This window comes from Spirillospora sp. CA-294931, assembly GCF_050946795.1.
Taxonomy (GTDB): Bacteria; Actinomycetota; Actinomycetes; order Streptosporangiales; family Streptosporangiaceae; genus Spirillospora.
Genome location: NZ_CP192006.1, coordinates 3,658,054 through 3,673,891, shown reverse-complemented (window position 1 = coordinate 3,673,891; position 15,838 = coordinate 3,658,054). Strand labels below are relative to the sequence as shown.

General features: G+C 71.7%; 17 protein-coding genes. 9 read left to right on the top strand and 8 right to left on the bottom strand.

The window, feature by feature from the left end; all coding sequences use genetic code 11:
* Window positions 1-2: 2 nt before the first annotated feature.
* From ACQPY4_RS16340 to ACQPY4_RS16325, 4 genes are all read left to right on the top strand, one after another.
* On the top strand, window positions 3-1,958 hold the full coding sequence (locus ACQPY4_RS16340) for an acetyl/propionyl/methylcrotonyl-CoA carboxylase subunit alpha (RefSeq protein WP_433338934.1): 1,956 nt from the start codon (window positions 3-5) through the stop codon (window positions 1,956-1,958).
* A 2-nt stretch (window positions 1,959-1,960) separates the two neighbouring features.
* Window positions 1,961-2,890 (top strand): hydroxymethylglutaryl-CoA lyase, encoded by a 930-nt coding sequence (locus tag ACQPY4_RS16335; RefSeq protein WP_433337148.1) that lies wholly within the window; start codon window positions 1,961-1,963, stop codon window positions 2,888-2,890.
* Entirely contained in the window at window positions 2,887-4,035 is a 1,149-nt protein-coding gene (locus ACQPY4_RS16330; RefSeq protein WP_433337146.1) for an acyl-CoA dehydrogenase family protein, read from the top strand. The genes ACQPY4_RS16335 and ACQPY4_RS16330 overlap by 4 nt, the downstream gene beginning before the upstream one ends.
* A 361-nt stretch (window positions 4,036-4,396) precedes the next feature.
* Window positions 4,397-5,929, top strand: a complete 1,533-nt coding sequence (locus ACQPY4_RS16325) for a DHA2 family efflux MFS transporter permease subunit (protein ID WP_433337144.1) — start codon at window positions 4,397-4,399, stop codon at window positions 5,927-5,929.
* A 662-nt stretch (window positions 5,930-6,591) separates the two neighbouring features.
* Here the strand turns inward: ACQPY4_RS16325 and ACQPY4_RS16320 are convergent.
* Window positions 6,592-6,822: a DUF397 domain-containing protein gene (locus ACQPY4_RS16320; RefSeq protein WP_433337142.1), complete on the bottom strand. Its 231-nt coding sequence runs from the start codon at window positions 6,820-6,822 to the stop codon at window positions 6,592-6,594.
* 182 nt (window positions 6,823-7,004) lie between these two features.
* On the opposite strand from ACQPY4_RS16320, the gene ACQPY4_RS16315 reads away from it, so the two are divergent.
* Window positions 7,005-7,643 (top strand): ATP-binding protein, encoded by a 639-nt coding sequence (locus ACQPY4_RS16315; RefSeq protein WP_433337140.1) that lies wholly within the window; start codon window positions 7,005-7,007, stop codon window positions 7,641-7,643.
* On the opposite strand, the gene ACQPY4_RS16310 is transcribed toward ACQPY4_RS16315, so the two are convergent.
* From ACQPY4_RS16310 to ACQPY4_RS16300, 3 genes are all read right to left on the bottom strand, one after another.
* Complete coding sequence (locus ACQPY4_RS16310; RefSeq protein ID WP_433337138.1) at window positions 7,618-9,006, bottom strand: alpha,alpha-trehalose-phosphate synthase (UDP-forming); 1,389 nt, start codon at window positions 9,004-9,006, stop codon at window positions 7,618-7,620. The two genes, ACQPY4_RS16315 and ACQPY4_RS16310, sit on opposite strands and share 26 nt — an antisense overlap.
* A gap of 145 nt (window positions 9,007-9,151) precedes the next feature.
* A complete protein-coding gene (locus ACQPY4_RS16305) occupies window positions 9,152-10,033 on the bottom strand; it encodes a PCRF domain-containing protein (RefSeq protein WP_433337136.1) in 882 nt (293 codons plus the stop codon).
* 26 nt (window positions 10,034-10,059) lie between these two features.
* Entirely contained in the window at window positions 10,060-10,512 is a 453-nt protein-coding gene (locus tag ACQPY4_RS16300; RefSeq protein WP_433337134.1) for a DoxX family protein, read from the bottom strand.
* A 100-nt stretch (window positions 10,513-10,612) separates the two neighbouring features.
* Between ACQPY4_RS16300 and ACQPY4_RS16295 the strand changes: the two genes are divergently transcribed.
* Genes ACQPY4_RS16295 through ACQPY4_RS16280 form a run of 4 tightly spaced genes read left to right on the top strand, consistent with a single transcriptional unit; the run spans window position 10,613 to window position 13,654 of the window.
* A complete protein-coding gene (locus ACQPY4_RS16295) occupies window positions 10,613-11,071 on the top strand; it encodes a MarR family winged helix-turn-helix transcriptional regulator (protein WP_433337132.1) in 459 nt (152 codons plus the stop codon).
* A 5-nt stretch (window positions 11,072-11,076) separates the two neighbouring features.
* The gene (locus ACQPY4_RS16290; RefSeq protein WP_433337130.1) at window positions 11,077-12,159 is read left to right on the top strand and encodes an FAD-binding protein; all 1,083 of its coding nucleotides are present in this window, start codon (window positions 11,077-11,079) and stop codon (window positions 12,157-12,159) included.
* 35 nt (window positions 12,160-12,194) lie between these two features.
* Complete coding sequence (locus tag ACQPY4_RS16285; protein WP_433337128.1) at window positions 12,195-12,776, top strand: ArsR/SmtB family transcription factor; 582 nt, start codon at window positions 12,195-12,197, stop codon at window positions 12,774-12,776.
* Window positions 12,773-13,654, top strand: a complete 882-nt coding sequence (locus ACQPY4_RS16280; RefSeq protein WP_433337126.1) for an SRPBCC domain-containing protein — start codon at window positions 12,773-12,775, stop codon at window positions 13,652-13,654. Before ACQPY4_RS16285 ends, ACQPY4_RS16280 begins: the two co-directional genes overlap by 4 nt.
* On the opposite strand, the gene ACQPY4_RS16275 is transcribed toward ACQPY4_RS16280, so the two are convergent.
* From ACQPY4_RS16275 to ACQPY4_RS16260, 4 genes are all read right to left on the bottom strand, one after another.
* Window positions 13,645-14,226 carry an HD domain-containing protein gene (locus ACQPY4_RS16275; RefSeq protein ID WP_433337124.1) on the bottom strand — a complete coding sequence of 194 codons (582 nt, stop codon included), beginning with the start codon at window positions 14,224-14,226 and terminating at the stop codon, window positions 13,645-13,647. The genes ACQPY4_RS16280 and ACQPY4_RS16275 overlap by 10 nt on opposite strands.
* Window positions 14,223-14,741, bottom strand: coding sequence for a YbaK/EbsC family protein (locus ACQPY4_RS16270; protein WP_433337122.1), 519 nt, complete (start codon window positions 14,739-14,741; stop codon window positions 14,223-14,225). The genes ACQPY4_RS16275 and ACQPY4_RS16270 overlap by 4 nt, the downstream gene beginning before the upstream one ends.
* An 88-nt stretch (window positions 14,742-14,829) precedes the next feature.
* On the bottom strand, window positions 14,830-15,249 hold the full coding sequence (locus tag ACQPY4_RS16265) for a DoxX family protein (protein WP_433337120.1): 420 nt from the start codon (window positions 15,247-15,249) through the stop codon (window positions 14,830-14,832).
* A 99-nt stretch (window positions 15,250-15,348) separates the two neighbouring features.
* Window positions 15,349-15,831 (bottom strand): hypothetical protein, encoded by a 483-nt coding sequence (locus ACQPY4_RS16260; RefSeq protein ID WP_433337118.1) that lies wholly within the window; start codon window positions 15,829-15,831, stop codon window positions 15,349-15,351.
* Between the last annotated feature and the right edge of the window lie 7 nt (window positions 15,832-15,838).

Below are 15,838 nucleotides of genomic sequence, written 5' to 3'. Positions count from 1 at the left end.
TGATGTTCGACAGCGTCCTGGTCGCCAACCGCGGCGAGATCGCGGTGCGGGTCTTCGCGACCCTGCGGCGGCTCGGCGTCCGGTCGGTGGCCGTCCACACCGCCGCCGACGACGCCTCCCCGCACGCGCGCGCGGCGGACGAGGCCGTCCGCGTCCCGTCCTACCTCGACATCGACGCGGTGATCGAGGCCGCCCACGTGACGGGCGCGCAGGCCGTCCACCCCGGGTACGGGTTCCTGGCGGAGAACACCGCGTTCGCGCGCGCTTGCGCCGACGCGGGGCTGGTCTTCGTGGGGCCGCCCGCGTCCGCGATCGAGGCGATGGGCGACAAGATCCGCGCCAAGCAGACCGTGGCGGCGGCCGGGGTGCCGGTCGTCCCCGGGCGCAACGAACCCGGCCTCACCGACGACGAGCTGGCGGCCGCCGCGCTGGAGGTCGGCCTCCCCGTCCTGATCAAGCCCTCGGCGGGCGGCGGCGGCAAGGGGATGCGGCTGGTCCGCGAGGCGTCGGAGCTGCCGGACGCGATCGCCTCGGCCCGCCGCGAGGCCCGCTCGTCGTTCGGCGACGACACGCTGCTGGCCGAGCGGTTCGTGGAGAACCCCCGGCACATCGAGATCCAGGTCTTCGCCGACGGGCACGGCAACGCCGTGCACCTGGGCGAGCGCGAGTGCAGCCTCCAGCGCCGCCACCAGAAGATCATCGAGGAGGCGCCGTCGCCGCTGCTGGACGCCGCCGCGCGCGAGCGCATGGGCGCCGCGGCCGTCGCCGCCGCCAAGGCCGTCGGCTACTCGGGTGCCGGTACCGTCGAGTACATCGTGTCGGCCGACCGTCCCGGCGAGTTCTTCTTCATGGAGATGAACACCCGCCTCCAGGTCGAGCACCCCGTCACCGAGCTGGTCACCGGCCTCGACCTGGTCGAACTCCAGCTGCGCGTGGCGGCGGGCGAGCCGCTCCCGTTCGGCCAGGACGACGTCGCGCTCACCGGCCACTCGGTCGAGGCGCGCGTCTACGCCGAGGACCCGGCACGCGGCTTCCTGCCGACCGGCGGCTCGGTGCTGGCGCTGTCGGAGCCGTCCGGGGAGCACGTCCGCGTCGACTCCGGCCTCGCCGAGGGGACGGAGATCGGCGGCTCCTACGACCCCATGCTCGCCAAGGTCATCGTGTGGGGCGCCACCCGCGCCGAGGCCCTCGCGCGGCTCGACCGGGCCCTCGCCGACTACACGCTGCTCGGCGTCCCCACCAACGTGGCGTTCCTGCGCGCGCTTCTCGCCCACCCCGAGGTGGCCGAGGGCCGTCTCGACACGGGCCTGGTCGAGCGGCATCTGGACGCGCTCACCCCGGCGGCACCCGTCCCCGGGGAGGCCCTGGCCGCCGCCGCGCTGGAACGCATGGACGCCCTGGAGACCGGCGACCCCGACCCCTGGGCCATCCCGGACGGCTGGCGTCCCGGCGCCCCCGCCTGGACGCCCTGGATCATCACCCCGTCGGGCGGCGAGCCCGTCGAGGTCCGCGTCCAGGGACGCGCGCCGTCCGCCCGGGTGGCCGTCGCGGACGCCGACCCGGTGGACGCCTCGCTTCGCCGCGACGGGTCCACCCTCCGGCTGACCTACGCCGGGCGGACGCTCTCGTTCGCCGCCGCGCGCGACGGCGACACGCTGTGGCTCGGACGCGAGGGCCGCACCTGGGCCCTGACCGAGCACGTGCGCGCCGAGAGCGGCGGCGGCGCGGCCGTGGCCGGGGACGGCGTGCTGCGCAGCCCGATGCCCGGCACCGTCCTGGCGGTCAAGGTCGCCGAGGGCGACACCGTCACCGAGGGCCAGCCGCTGGTGGTCGTCGAGGCCATGAAGATGGAGCACACCGTCACCGCCCCGATCGCCGGGGTCGTGGCACAGCTCCCGGCCCGCGCGGGCGCCCAGGTGGCGCTCGACGCGGTGCTCGCCGTGATCGAGGAGGGGTGAGGATGCGGGTTCGGCTTCCCGGGCTTCCGGAACGGGTGACGATCTACGAGGTCGGCCCCCGGGACGGGCTCCAGAACGAAGACACGATCGTCCCCGCCGCGGTCAAGGCCGAGTTCGTCACCCGCCTGGCCGCCGCCGGGCTGCGGACGATCGAGACCACCAGCTTCGTCCACCCCAAGTGGATCCCGCAGCTCGCCGACGCCGAGGAGCTCCTGGACGTCCTGCCGCGCTCGCCCGAGCTGCGCTACCCCGTCCTGGTGCCCAACGAGCGCGGCCTCGACCGCGCACTGGCCAACGGCGCCACCGAGATCGCCATCTTCGGCAGCGCCACCGAGACCTTCGCCCGGCGCAACCTCAACCGCACCGTCGACGAGTCCCTGGCCATGTTCGCGCCGGTCGTCGAGAGGGCCCGCTCCCAGGGGCTCTGGGTGCGCGCCTACGTCTCGATGGTCTGCGGCGACCCGTGGGAGGGCGACGTCCCGATCGAGCAGGTCGTCTCGGTCGCCACCCGCATGATGGAGATGGGCTGCTCGCAGCTCAGCCTCGGCGACACCATCGGCGTCGGCACCCCCGGCCAGGTCACCGCGCTGATCGACGCGCTGGTCAAGGCGGGCGTGGGCACCGAGCTCCTCGCCGTCCACTTCCACGACACCTACGGACAGGCCCTGTCCAACACCCTGGCCGCCCTCCAGGCGGGCGTCACCACCGTCGACGCGTCCGCGGGCGGCATCGGCGGCTGCCCCTACGCCGAGAGCGCCACCGGCAACCTCGCCACCGAAGACCTCGTCTGGATGCTCGACGGCCTCGGCGTCGAGACCGGCGTCGACCTCACCCCACTCATCGAGACCAGCCGCTGGATGGCCGCCCACCTGGGACGCCCGAGCCCCTCCCGCGTCGTCCAGGCCCTGTCCCCGGAAACGGAGCAACAATGATCGACTTCACGCTCACCGACGAGCAGGAGGAACTGCGGAGCACCGTCGAGCGCTTCGCCCGCGAGACCGTGGCCCCCGTCATCGGCGACCTCTACGAGCGGGGCGAGTTCCCCTACGAGATCGTCTCCGGCATGGGCAAGATGGGCCTGTTCGGCCTGCCCTTCCCCGAAGAGCACGGCGGTATGGGGGGCGACTACTTCGCGCTCTGCCTGGCCCTGGAGGAGCTCGCCCGCGTCGACTCGTCCGTGGCCATCACCCTGGAGGCGGGCGTCTCCCTCGGCGCCATGCCGATCTTCCGGTTCGGCTCCGAGGAGCAGAAGGCCGAGTGGCTGCCCCGGCTCGCCTCGGGCGAGCGGCTGGCGGCGTTCGGCCTCACCGAGCCGGGCGGCGGCTCCGACGTCCCCGGGGGCATGCGCACCACCGCCCGCCTGGACGGCGACCACTGGGTGATCAACGGCTCGAAGTCGTTCATCACCAACTCCGGCACCGACATCACCGCGTTCACCACCGTCACCGCCCTCACCGGCGAGCGCGAGATCTCCACGATCATCGTCCCGAACGGCACCCCGGGCTTCACCGTCGGCAAGAAGTACTCCAAGGTCGGCTGGTCGGCCTCCGACACCCGCGAGCTGTCCTTCGACGACGTCCGCGTCCCGGCGGCCAACCTCGTCGGCGAGCGCGGCCGCGGCTACGCCCAGTTCCTGCGCATCCTGGACGAGGGGCGCATCGCCATCGCCGCCCTGTCCGTCGGGCTCGCCCAGGGCTGCGTGGACGAGTGCCTCCGCTATGTCCGCGAGCGCGAGGCGTTCGGCAAGGAGATCGGCCGCTACCAGGCCATCCAGTTCAAGGTCGCCGACATGGAGATCCGCGCCCACACCGCCCGCCTGGCCTACTACGACGCCGCCGCCCGGATGCTCAAGGGCGAGCCCTTCAAGAAGCAGGCGTCCATCGCCAAGCTGGTCGCGTCCAACGCGGCCATGGACAACGCCCGCGAGGCCACCCAGATCTTCGGCGGCTACGGCTTCATGAACGAGTACGCCGTCGGCCGCTTCTACCGCGACGCCAAGATCCTCGAAGTCGGCGAGGGAACGTCCGAGGTCCAGCGCATGCTCATCGCCCGCGCCCTGGGCCTCCCCGCCTCGTAGCCCCCCGATCGCGCCTTCTCACGCCGTCCAGGACGAGAACCGTCCTGGACGGCGTCGGCGCGCGCGCTCGATGTGACCCTCGCCACCCGGCCGGGCCGATGAGTTCCGGGCGATCCCCTGGTCTGCCCCTGCGTCAGAGACGTTCGCCACATCCGCTTGACCTCGAGTGCCATTGAGGTCCGAGCGTGGAGGGACGTCGAACCGAAAATGTCAGAGGCCCCAGGAATACTCCGGGACCCACCCGAGTTTAATCGTTCGCGAAAGTGTCAGTCTCTGCAGTATTTTGCTGCGGCAGAGCATCCCACCCCGCTGAACACTCCTGATTCGCCCATGCCCGGGCCTGACGATTGGATGACTTACAGTGACCGCTCCCGCGTCTCCAAAGACCGCGGCAGGCCACCCGGAGTCGGCCGACTCCGGCGGAGGCCTTGATCGCGGCGTATGGGCGGCGGCCATGGTCGTCGTGCTCGGCGCCATCATGTCCATCCTGGACGTGACGGTCGTCAACGTCGCGATCAACGATCTGTCCAGGGAGTTCAAGACTCCGCTGGCGACGATCCAGTGGGTGGCCACCGGCTACACCCTTGCCCTGGCCACCGTGATCCCGATCACCGGATGGGCCTCGGCCCGATTCGGCACCAAGCGCCTCTACATGATCTCGATCGGCCTGTTCGTGGCCGGCTCGATGCTGGCCGGGCTCGCCTGGTCGGCCGAGTCGCTGATCGCCTTCCGCGTCCTCCAGGGGCTCGGCGGCGGCATGATCATGCCCGCGGGCATGACGATCCTGACGCATGCCGCGGGCCCGCAGCGGGTCGGCCAGGTCATGAGCGTCGTCGGCGTGCCGATGCTGCTCGGCCCCATCCTCGGGCCGATCCTCGGCGGCTACCTGGTCGACGACGTGTCCTGGCGCTGGATCTTCTTCATCAACCTGCCGATCGGCATCGTCGCGCTGTTCCTGGCCGCCAAGATCCTCAAGCGCGACACCCCGCAGCCGGCCGAACGGCTCGACATCCTCGGGCTGCTCCTGCTGTCGCCCGGTCTCGCGTCCCTGATCTACGGCCTGGCCAAGGGCGCCGAGCTGCGCGACTTCACCGAGCTCGAGGCGCTGATCCCGACGCTCGCCGGTCTCGCGCTGACGCTGGCGTTCGTGTTCCGCGCGCTGACCGCCAAGAACCCGCTGATCGACCTGCGGCTGCTCAAGCGCAAGTCCGTCGCCGCGGCCTCGGGCACGATGATGCTGTTCATGGCGGCCTTCATGGGCGCCATGCTCCTCATGCCGCTCTACTACCAGACGGTGCGCGGCGAGAGCGCGCTCTCGGCCGGCCTCCTGCTGGCCCCGCAGGGCCTCGGCGCGATGCTGACCATGCCGGTCGGCGGCAAGATCACCGACAAGATGGGCCCGGGACGCGTCGTCCTGACCGGAATGGTGGTCGTCGTCCTGTCCACGGGCGCCTACGCCGGCCTCCTGGAGGCCGACACGTCCTACTGGACCCTCGGCCTGGCGCTGTTCGTCATGGGCATGGGCATGGGTATGACGATGATGCCGACCATGGCGGCGGCCATCCAGACCCTGGCCCACGACGAGGTGCCCCGCGCGAGCACCATGCTGAACATCATCCAGCAGGTCTCCGCGTCCATCGGTACCGCGATGATCGCGGTCCTGCTGGCCAACCAGCTCACGTCCAAGCTGGGCGAGAGCGGCGGCGCGGCCCCCGAGGGCGGCAAGATCCCGGACGCCGTCCGGATCAAGATCGCCGGCCCCATGGCCGAGGCCTACCAGAACACCTTCCTGTGGGCGACCGCCCTCCTCCTCCTGGCGTTCATCCCGGCCTTCCTCCTCCCCCGCCGCAAGCCCGCCACCCCGGCGGCCGACACCCCCATGCCCATGCACTAGCCCCAACACGCACGACCAGAACGCCCCGGCCGGACCCACCGACCGGGGCGTTTCGCATCCCCAGAAGCAGCCCACCCACCCCTCACCCACGACCCGGCCCAAGCCAAAGCCAACGCAAGCCCGCTCCGCCCAAATGAGCACCAGCGTTCGCTCTGGCGGTGAGAAGGAGACCAGTGGGGTTGTGGGGGTGGGTGGGGCCAGTGGGGTGGGGAGCTTGGGGGCTCAGGGAGGGTTGAGCGAACTCACAGGGCTTTGAAAGGGGGCGGGGTGGGGTTTGGGGACTTGGGGCGGGGGTGGGGCTTCCTGGAGCTTCTCAGGGGCTTGTGGGGGGACTTGGCGGGCGGGCCGACTTGGTTCTTGACAAGGAGGCGGCCTTGACTGGGGCGGTTCGGGGTGGTGACACCTTGGCCGCCTGGGGTTTTCACAAGTGTCACTGAACGGGCTGCCAGCAGTTGGGAGAGCAGTTGGTGACACCTTGGGGACGGTGTCCGCCCGGGGTCGGCGGGGCGCTGACCTGGGTCGGCGCGGGTGTGGCCTCGGCTGGGCTTCGTTGGGGGTCGCGTGCACGTGCGGGGGGTTCGCGGAGGGTGATGGCTCTGCTGGTCAGAGGCCCGGTCTGAGCCCGCCTTGGGGGACGGGCTCAGCGGGGTCTTACCGGGCTTTCAGACGAGCATGTGGTCGAAGTCGCCGTCCTTGGCGCCTCCGACGAAGGCCTCGACCTCCTCCCGCGTGTAGACGAGGATCGGGCCGTCCGGATACCGGGAGTTACGAACCGCGATCTCTCCGGAGGGGAGTTCGGCCATCTCGACGCAGTTCCCGCTCGGATTGCTACGGCGGCTCTTCTGCCAGACAAGGTCGTGTCGCCAGACGTCCGACAGCTCCGTGCCGTCCATCTTTGCCCCCTTTAAGGCGTTCCGCCTCCCTACTGGGAGGTCGCGATCTCGCCCCACCCCAACACCATGGTACGAGATGCACGTGCATCCGTTCTTGCAGACGGTCTTGCATCTGCACGACTTGGGGAGCAAGATAGCGAACGCTCGCCCCTGACCTATTCGAGCGCCGATGGGGTTTGACAATGATCGTTGACCAGGCAGACGACGTAGCGGCTCGCGCCGCCGCCCGCGCACGGCGGGAGCAGCGTCACGCGGTCGTCGTGGACCACCCGACATGGGTGGACGCGCGGCCCGCGGCCGTGGCGGACACCGCGCCGGCCGCGGTGTCCGTCGTGCCCACGCCGACGCCGGGACTCGCCGGGCTCTGGCCGACGCCGCCCTCGGGAACACCGAGGACGGCGCGGCGCGTGCTGCCCGCCGAGCCGACCGCGCCGAAGACCGCGCGTGACTTCGCCCACGCCACTCTCAAGGAGTGGGAGCTGGGCGGACCCGCCGATGATGTGGCGGTCACCATCTCCGAGCTGGTGACCAACGCTTTGCGGCACGGCCTGCGGGACATGCCGCAGCCCATGCCGGCACACCCGATCCAACTCGTCCTACTGGGGCACCCGCGACGGCTCGTGGTCGTCGTGACCGACCCCGGCGGTTCTCCGCCGGAGCCGGTCGCGCAAGAGCCTTCGCGGTTCGGCGAGGGGGGTCGGGGGCTGCTGGTCGTGAGCGCTGTGAGCGACTCGTGGGGCTGGGCCCCGCTGGGAACCGGGGGCAAGGCCGTCTGGGCGGCCTTCGACCTGCGGCTCAGGCGGGCTGTTCCAGCGAGCTGAGGAAGTCGAGCGCCCAGCGGTCGACATCGTGCTCCAGGACCCGCCTGCGCATGGCGCGCATCCGGCGGGCCTGGTCCGCGGGGCTGGCGTTGAGGGCGGCGCGCAGGGTGTCCTTGAGCCCGTCGATGTCGTACGGGTTGACCTGGAACGCCCGCTTCAGTTCGGCGGCGGCACCGGCGAACTCGCTGAGGACCAGGGCGCCGCGCAGGTCGTCGCGGCAGGCCACGTACTCCTTGGCGACCAGGTTCATGCCGTCGCGCAACGGGGTCACGACCATCACGTCCGCGGCCAGGTACAGGGCCGCGAGTTCGTCGCGGGCGTAGGAGTTGTGCATGTAGTGCACCACGGGGAACCCGATCTCACCGTGCTCGCCGTTGATGCGTCCGACCTGCTGCTCGATCTGCTCGCGCAGGAGCTGGTACTGCTCGACGCGCTCGCGGCTGGGCGTGGCGATCTGCACGAACGCCGCCTGCCCGGGCTTGAGGTACCCGTCGGTGAACAGTTCCCCGAATGCCTCCAGGCGCTGCGTGATGCCCTTGGTGTAGTCGAGCCGGTCGACGCCGAGCAGGATCGTGGCGTCGCCGAGGTCGGTCCGCAGTTCCTCGGCGCGGGCGCGCACCTCGGGACGGGCGACCAGTTCCTGGAGCTCGCCGACGTCGACCGAGATCGGGAAGGCCCGCGCCCTGATGACGCGGTCGTCCCAGTGGACGTCCTGCTTCACGTAACGGGCGTCCAGCAGACGGCGGCACAGCCGTACGAAGTTCTGCGCCGCGCCCGGCAGCTGGAATCCGACCAGGTCGGCGCCCAGGAGCCCTTCGAGGATCTGCCGCCGCCACGGGAGCTGCCAGAACAGTTCCAGCGGGGGGAACGGGATGTGCAGGAAGAAACCGATGCGCACGTCCGGGCGCATCTTGCGCAGCAGCGCCGGGACGAGCTGCAGCTGGTAGTCCTGGATCCAGACGATGGCGCCCTCGCCCGCGACCTTGGCGGTGGCCTCGGCGAACCTCTCGTTGACGCGGACGTAGGCGTCCCACATCGCGCGGTCGTATACGGGAGGCGCGACGACATCGTGGTAGAGCGGCCACAGGGTGGCGTTGGAGAACCCTTCGTAGTACAGCTCGACGTCCTCGGAGGACTGGGTCACCGGCACCAGGTGCATGCCGTCCTCTTCGAAGGGTTCGAGCGCCTCGTCGGCGGCGCCGGCCCATCCGACCCACGTGCCCTCACGCCGCCGCATGACCGGTGCGATCGCGCTGACGAGGCCGCCGGGACTGCGCCGCCAGGCCGCCTTCCCCGCCTCGTCGATGACCCGATCGACAGGCAGCCGGTTGGCCACCACGACGAACTCACTTCCGGTTGTCACGAGAGACCTGCCCTTCCAGGAACCTAGATGATCACCATGCCCAGAAACGGTCATCGGGAACATCTTGGCACCGTGGTGTTAACCGGCGGTATCCGGTGACGGAAGGGATGCTCGGGGACGGTGACAGCGATGGTGACACCGCAGGTCAATCGCGGCGCTCCCGCAGCAGGTCGTAGTGCCGGACGCGTTCGGCGCCGCGGTTGACGTACTGGTGCGCGGGCTCGCCGATGCCGATGGCCGCGGCGGCCACGAAGGCGCGGACGGTGCGCAGCCCGCGCTCCTTGGCCTCGTGGGGGTGGGGCGCGACGCCCCAGGCCTCCACGCCCGTCGGCTCGTGGCCGACCAGGAGGCTGGTCGGCGCCCCGGGCCTGCGGGTGCAGACGAGGTGGAAGGTCAGGTCGGCGGCGTCCAGCGCGACGTCCTCGCCGTGGACGTCGGGGAGCACGGTCACGCGGACGGCGGCGGTCATCAGCCGGTCCTCCCCCGCGGCGCGCAGGCGGGCGGTGTGCAGGCCGTTCTCCGCCTTGAGCCGGGACCAGGCGCCGGGGCCGTCCTCCCCCGCCGTGACGGCCATCGTCACCATCCACTGCGGACCGTCGGCGGAGTGGCCGTCGATGGCCTCGCACGTCCAGCCGCGCCGTTCGCAGTAGCGGCGGTATTTGCGCGTGAGGGCGGTGACGAAGGTGGTCGCCTCGTCGTCGGCCTGGGCGTGGACGCGGAGGATCACGTCATACGGGTCGTAGGGGTCGCGCCACGCGAGGCCCCCGGACAGCTCGGCCTCGATGTCGGAGGTCTCGGCCGCGAGCCGCTCGGCCTCGGCCGCCCATGTGGGGTCGGCCGAGGCCAGCTCGCGGGCGTCGGCGAGGTCCTCGCGCAGCGTTTTCAGCCGGACGGCGTGCTCGCGCAGCGGTTCGAGGGCCGCCAGGCACCGCCGGAGCCGCCGGGCCAGGGCGAAATCGCGCAGGACGGACGGATCCGCGAGCCTGGCCTGGAGCCCCGCGTACTCGGCGAGCACGCTGTCATGCATGCCGCCATGAAAGCACGGCGGCCGGGTCAGGCGGCGACGGTGCTCCGTTCGGGCGTTTCCCGCCGTCCCCAGACCAGGGCGTCGACGGAGAAGCGGCCCCCGCCGATCAGCGCGAGCAGCAGCGCGGTGGCGCCGAGGGCCAGGACGTACTCGTAGCCGCCCTTGTCGAGCCAGAGGCCGTTGTCGGAGTGGGCGAACCAGAACGCGCCGGCCATGTTGAAGGCCAGCAGGGCGCCGGCGACCGGGACCAGGACGCCGAGGATGAGCGCGATGCCGCCGACGAGCTCGACCCAGGTGGCGAAGTACGCCGAGAGGGACGCCAGCGGGATGTCCATGGCCTCGAAGTTCTTGGTGACGGCGGCGTGGCCGACGTCGTCGAACTTCTGCCAGCCGTGCGCGATGAAGATGGCGCCGAGGGCCAGACGGCCGATCAGCAGTCCGGCATCACCGAGAGCCGGGATGCGTTGGGCGGGATTCATGCGAGGTCTCCAGTGGTGGTGGGGGCTGGATGTTCAAATCTGAACGATATAGGACGCTACGCGGAGTTAGTTAAAATTGAAATAAACTAGACTTCGGGTCATGACCGAAACCGGGCCTCTGACCCCTCGCGAACTGCGCGCCTGGCAGGCGTTCCTGGAGGCCTCGCATCTGCTGGAGGAGCAGATCCAGCGGCAGCTCAAATCCGACGGCGATCTCTCGCACGCCGAGTTCGAGGTGCTGGTGACGCTGCACCTGGCCGAGGGACACAGGCTGCGCATGTCCGACCTGGCCCGCGGTGCGGCCGTCTCCAAGAGCCGCCTCACCTACCAGGTCAAACAGCTGGAGCGCGCCGGCCTGGTCCGCCGGACGGCCTGCGACAGCGACCGGCGCGCGGTCTGGGCGGAGCTCACCGACGCGGGCGCCGCCGCCGTGGACAGGGTCCGCCCCGGGCACCGCCGCCTCGTCCGCGAGAACCTGATCAACGTCCTGTCCCCCGCCGACCTCGACCAGCTCGGCGACATCCTGGCGCGGGTGGCGGCCCGCCTCCGCGAAAGGTAGGCCGCATGCGCGACTTCGGCGGAACCGTCGAGCGCACCCCCGCCCGCGTCCTGCGCCCCCGATCGGCCGCCGAGGTGGCCGACGCCGTCCGCACCGCGCCCACCATTCCCGTCCCCCGGGGCACCGGCCACTCGACCCAGGGCCAGTCGCTCACCACCGGCGCCAGCCTCGACCTGCGCGCCGTCCGCGAGATATCCGTCGAAGCGACCGGGGTGGCCTCCGTCGGGGCGGGGGCGACGTGGCGGGACGTCCTGGAGGCCACGCTTTCGCGAGGGTGGATGCCTCCCGTGCTGACCGACCTGCTCGACATCTCGGTCGGGGGGTCGATCTCGGCGGGCGGCATCGGCGGGACGTCGCACGTGCACGGGACGCAGGCCGACAACGTGCTCGAACTCGACGTGGTGACCGGAGACGGCGCGATCGTGACGTGCTCGCCCGAGCGCCGCCGGGAACTGTTCGACGCCGTTCGGGCGGGTCAGGGACGGCACGGGGTGATCGTCCGGGCGGCGCTGCGGCTCGTCCCGGCACCGCGCCGGGTGCTGGCCTGCAAGCTCGCATTCGGGGACGCCGAGGGGCTGCTCGCGGCCCAGCGCGAGATCCGCGCCGACCACGTCTCCGGCCAAGCCAAGCCTCTCGCGGACGGCGGATGGCGGTTCGAGGCGAAGGCCGTCCTGTACGACGGCGAGCGTCCGGTCCCCGGGAGCACGGACGTCGAGGAGCTGCCCTTCCTGGAGTTCGCCGACCGGATGCGTCCCGACGTGGACGAGCTGATCAGACTCGGCGAGTGGGAGCGCCCGCACCCGTGGGAGATGGTCCTGCTGCCCGGTGACCGGGCCGCGAAGCTGATCGGCGGAACGCTGGCCGCGATGGGCCCCGAGGACATCGGCCTCAGCGGCCTCGTCATGATCAAGGCCCTGCGCGTCGGGCACGTCCCGCGCCTGCGGGCCCCGGCGGAGCCCGTCCTGTTCAGCCTGCTGCGCACCGCGTCCCCCGGGTGCCGGACAGCGGGCGAGATGCGGGACGCCAACGCGGCGCTCCTGGCGGAGGCCCACGCCCAAGGCGGGGTCCGCTATCCGCCCGAGCATTGACCAAATCTCTTTTTACATACAAACTAGTTTTTGCAATGAGAGACGTCCTGTATCTGGAGGAGCTCGAGCAGGCCGAGGCCCTGCTCAAGCCGCCGCGCATCGAGGTGCTGCGGCAGCTCGCCGAGCCCGCGTCGTGCACCGAGGTCGCCCAGCGGCTGGGCCAGACCCAGCAGCGGGTCTACTACCACGTCAAACGCCTGGTCGACGCGGGCCTGGCCACCCAGGTCGCCGAGCGCCGCGTGCGCGGGATCAACGAGGGCGTCTACCAGGCGAGCGCCCGCTCGTACTGGCTGTCGCCCCGCCTGGTCGGCCGGATCGGCGGCCTGCGCCGGGCGCGCGACGAGCTGAGCCTCGGCCGCCTCCTCGACCTCATGGAGGAGGTCCAGGAGGAGGTCGCCGCGCTCGACCCGGGCGCGCCCGAACTGCCGTCCGTCGCCGTCTCGGGCGAGATCCGCGTCCGGCCCGAGCAGCGCCAGGCGTTCCTGGACGACCTGCGCGACACGCTGCAGGACCTCTTCACCCGATACGGGGGCGCCGAAGGCGACGCGTTCAAGCTGGCCCTGGCCTGCTACCCGCGGCCCGCGCCGTCCCCCGGCAAGGAGGAAGCACCGCCATGACCGAACCGATGAGGCTCCGGATGCGCGCCGGAGCACCGCTCAAGGCCGTCCACCACGCCCTGACCGACCCCGGGTCGCTGCGCGCCTGGCTCGCCGAGCACGCCGAGGTCGACCCACCGCATCGGTACGCGTTCTGGGGGCCGTCCATCCCGGAGGGCGACCGGGCGCGCCAGACCCTGCTGCGTCTCGACGACACGACGCTGCGCTTCGGCTGGACGCTCGACGGCGAGGAGACCACGGTCGAGCTCGCGCTGGAGGAGGAGACCCCCGAAACGACGATCGTCACGCTCGCCCAGAGCGGCCTCCCGTCCTGGGACGAGATGTTCGACGCCAAGGGCAGCCGGGCCCTGGTCGCGACCTTCTGGGCGCTGGCCCTGGCCAACCTCGCCGACCATCTGGAGGGACGCCCGACGACGCCGCGCTGCGACTTCACCTCGCCCGTCATGCGCGAGGAGGTCATGATCGACGCCTCGCCCCGCGCGGTCTACGACTCGATCATGGACCCGGCCGCCTTCGCGCGCTGGTTCGGCGTGAGCGTCGAGATCGATCCGCGGATCGGCGGCGACTTCGCCATGGGAGGCGCCGACCACCCCGAGCCGCCCCTGAAGATCGTCGACCTCGTCCCCGGGAGCCGGGTCTCCCTCCGGTGGGACGACGGCACCGTGGCGAGCTGGGAGCTGGAGGGCTCCGAGGGCAGGACCCGTCTGACGTTCACGCAGAGCGGCTTCGACGCGTCCGACCCGCCCTACGGCGCGTGGATGGGCTGGCTGAGCGGCATCGGCGAGCTGCGCCGGTACCACGAGCTCGACGGCTGGCGCCCGATCTGGACCTCCATCGAGCTGACCGGGATGCCCGAGGGGATGATCAGCTACGAGTGACCCACGGGGTAGGCGGACTGGAAGGCCAGGCGGGCGTCGGCGTCGCCGGCGATGCGGGTGAGGGCGTCGTCCAGGGCCAGGAAGGTCTCCCACTCGGGCTCGCCGGACGCGGCCGACAGCACGGTGACGACGCGGCGTTCGAGGTCGGGGACGCGTTTGGCCTTCCAGACCTTGTCGGCCAGCGCGACGAGCAGGTCGTCGAGGGCGAGGCCGTCGTCGTCCCAGGCGGCGTGCGTGCGGGCGAAGCGGGCGAGCCGCGCGTCGACGCCTCGGTCGCGCAGCAGCCTCTCCCCCGCGGGCTCGTGCTCGTTCCCGGGGGACGACAGTTCGGCGGGGTAGAGCACCTTGCCGATGTCGTGAACGGCGGCGCCGAACGCGACGGCGTCGGCGTCGACCTCGGCGGCGGGGTAGCGGGCGGCCGTCCAGGCGAGCAGTTCGCAGGCGGCGTCGTGGACGACCCTGAGGTGGGCGGCCAGGCGCGGCGGAGCGCCGAGGTCGCGCAGAAGCCGGGCCGCGTCGGGCGGAAGCGGACGCCAGCCCGGGTCGTCCAGGGCGCTGAGCGGCGCGGTCACCGGGCCAGGGCGACGACCTCGGCGCCGGGCAGCGCCGCGACGGCCTTGCCGGGGAGCAGGAGTTTCGATCTCCGCAGCCCGCTGCCGACCACCACGAGCGGGGCGGCGGCGACGGCCTCGTCCACCAGGATCGGCCAGTCGGCGGGCAGCCCGACCGGGGTGATGCCCCCGTATTCCATTCCGGTCAGGGACGTCGCCTCCGCCATGGGCGCGAACGAGGCCTTGCGGGCGCCGAGGTGCCTGCGGACGACGCCGTTCACGTCGGCCCGTCCGGTGGCGAGCACCATGCACGCGGCGTAGCCGACCTCGCCGCCTCGCTTGGCGGCCACGACCACGCAGTTGGCGCTGATCTCCAGCGGCACCTCGTAGCGCTCGCAGAACGCGGCCGTGTCGGCCAGGTCCGGATCGATCGCGGCGGCCTCCGCCCCGGCCACCTCGCCGACCGCCCGCGCCACGGGCGCGGCGAGCAGCTCGGGCCGTGCCTGCGCGGGGCCCCACTCCAGAATCCCGACCATCGTTGGTTCTCCCTCCGTCGCCACCCAACAATGCCACGCCCGCCCCCGTGGAACGTGTCCACCCGGGTCGGGCGTGGGGCGGGCCGGTTCAGCGGCCGAAGCGGAGAAGCGGGGTGGCCTGGCTCCAGCGGCGGCGCGCGATGACCACCAAGAGGGCCGCGTAGACGATCGGGAGCAGCGTCCAGGCGGGGGTGTCCAACGCGACGTTGGTGATGACGGCGCCGATCATGACGCCGATGAGGCCGACGGCGGCGGGGGCGGCCAGGCGGGGGATCAGCAGGCCGACGCCGCCGGCGATCTCGACCACGCCGGTGAAGTAGCGGAACCAGTCGCCCCAGCCGATGTCGTCGAAGAGTTCGACGGCCGTGGCCTGGCCGTAGAGCTTGGGCAGGCCCGAAGCGACGATCATGAACAGGCCCAGGACGATCTGGGCCGTCCAGACGGCGATCTCGGCGGAGCGGCCGCGGCCGCTGGCGGGGGCTTGGGGGACGGGCTGCTGAGCGGTCACGGGACTCTTCCTTCGTTCCGTTGGGCTGGTCGAAGGGGTAGACCGGAGCCCGATCCGGAACTCATCGCCCCGGCGGGGAAATCCCGGAGATTTCCCGGATCAGCGGCGCGGGGCCGGTCGGCGGGTCTGGGACCACTCCCGGACGGGACGGCGGCTCAGCAGGAAGGCGATCAGCAGCAGGCACAGGGAGAACCCGGCGCCGGGCAGGCCTCTCGTCCAGTCGTCGTCCTCGAAGAGGTCGGAGAAGGTGTAGGTCATGTAGATCGTGAAGCCCAGGCCGAGCGCCCCGATGGCGTAGCAGAGCTGCACCATCCGCCCGATCGCCATCGGCCCGCCCCGCCAGACGCGCCAGAGCCACAGGCCGATGACGACGGTCCAGAAGACGCCGTAGGCGATGCTGCTGGGCTTGGTGAAGCCCTCGCCGTCCTGCACGGCGGCGTAGGCCATGACGGCGGTCCAGAGCGCCGCGAACAGGACGACGGCGGCGGCCACGTGCCAGGGACGGCCGAGGTCGGACGGGACTCCGGGCGCGTCCGGCGTCTTGTGCGGGGGCCCGTAGGGCGCGGGGGATGGCGAACTCACGGCGCCG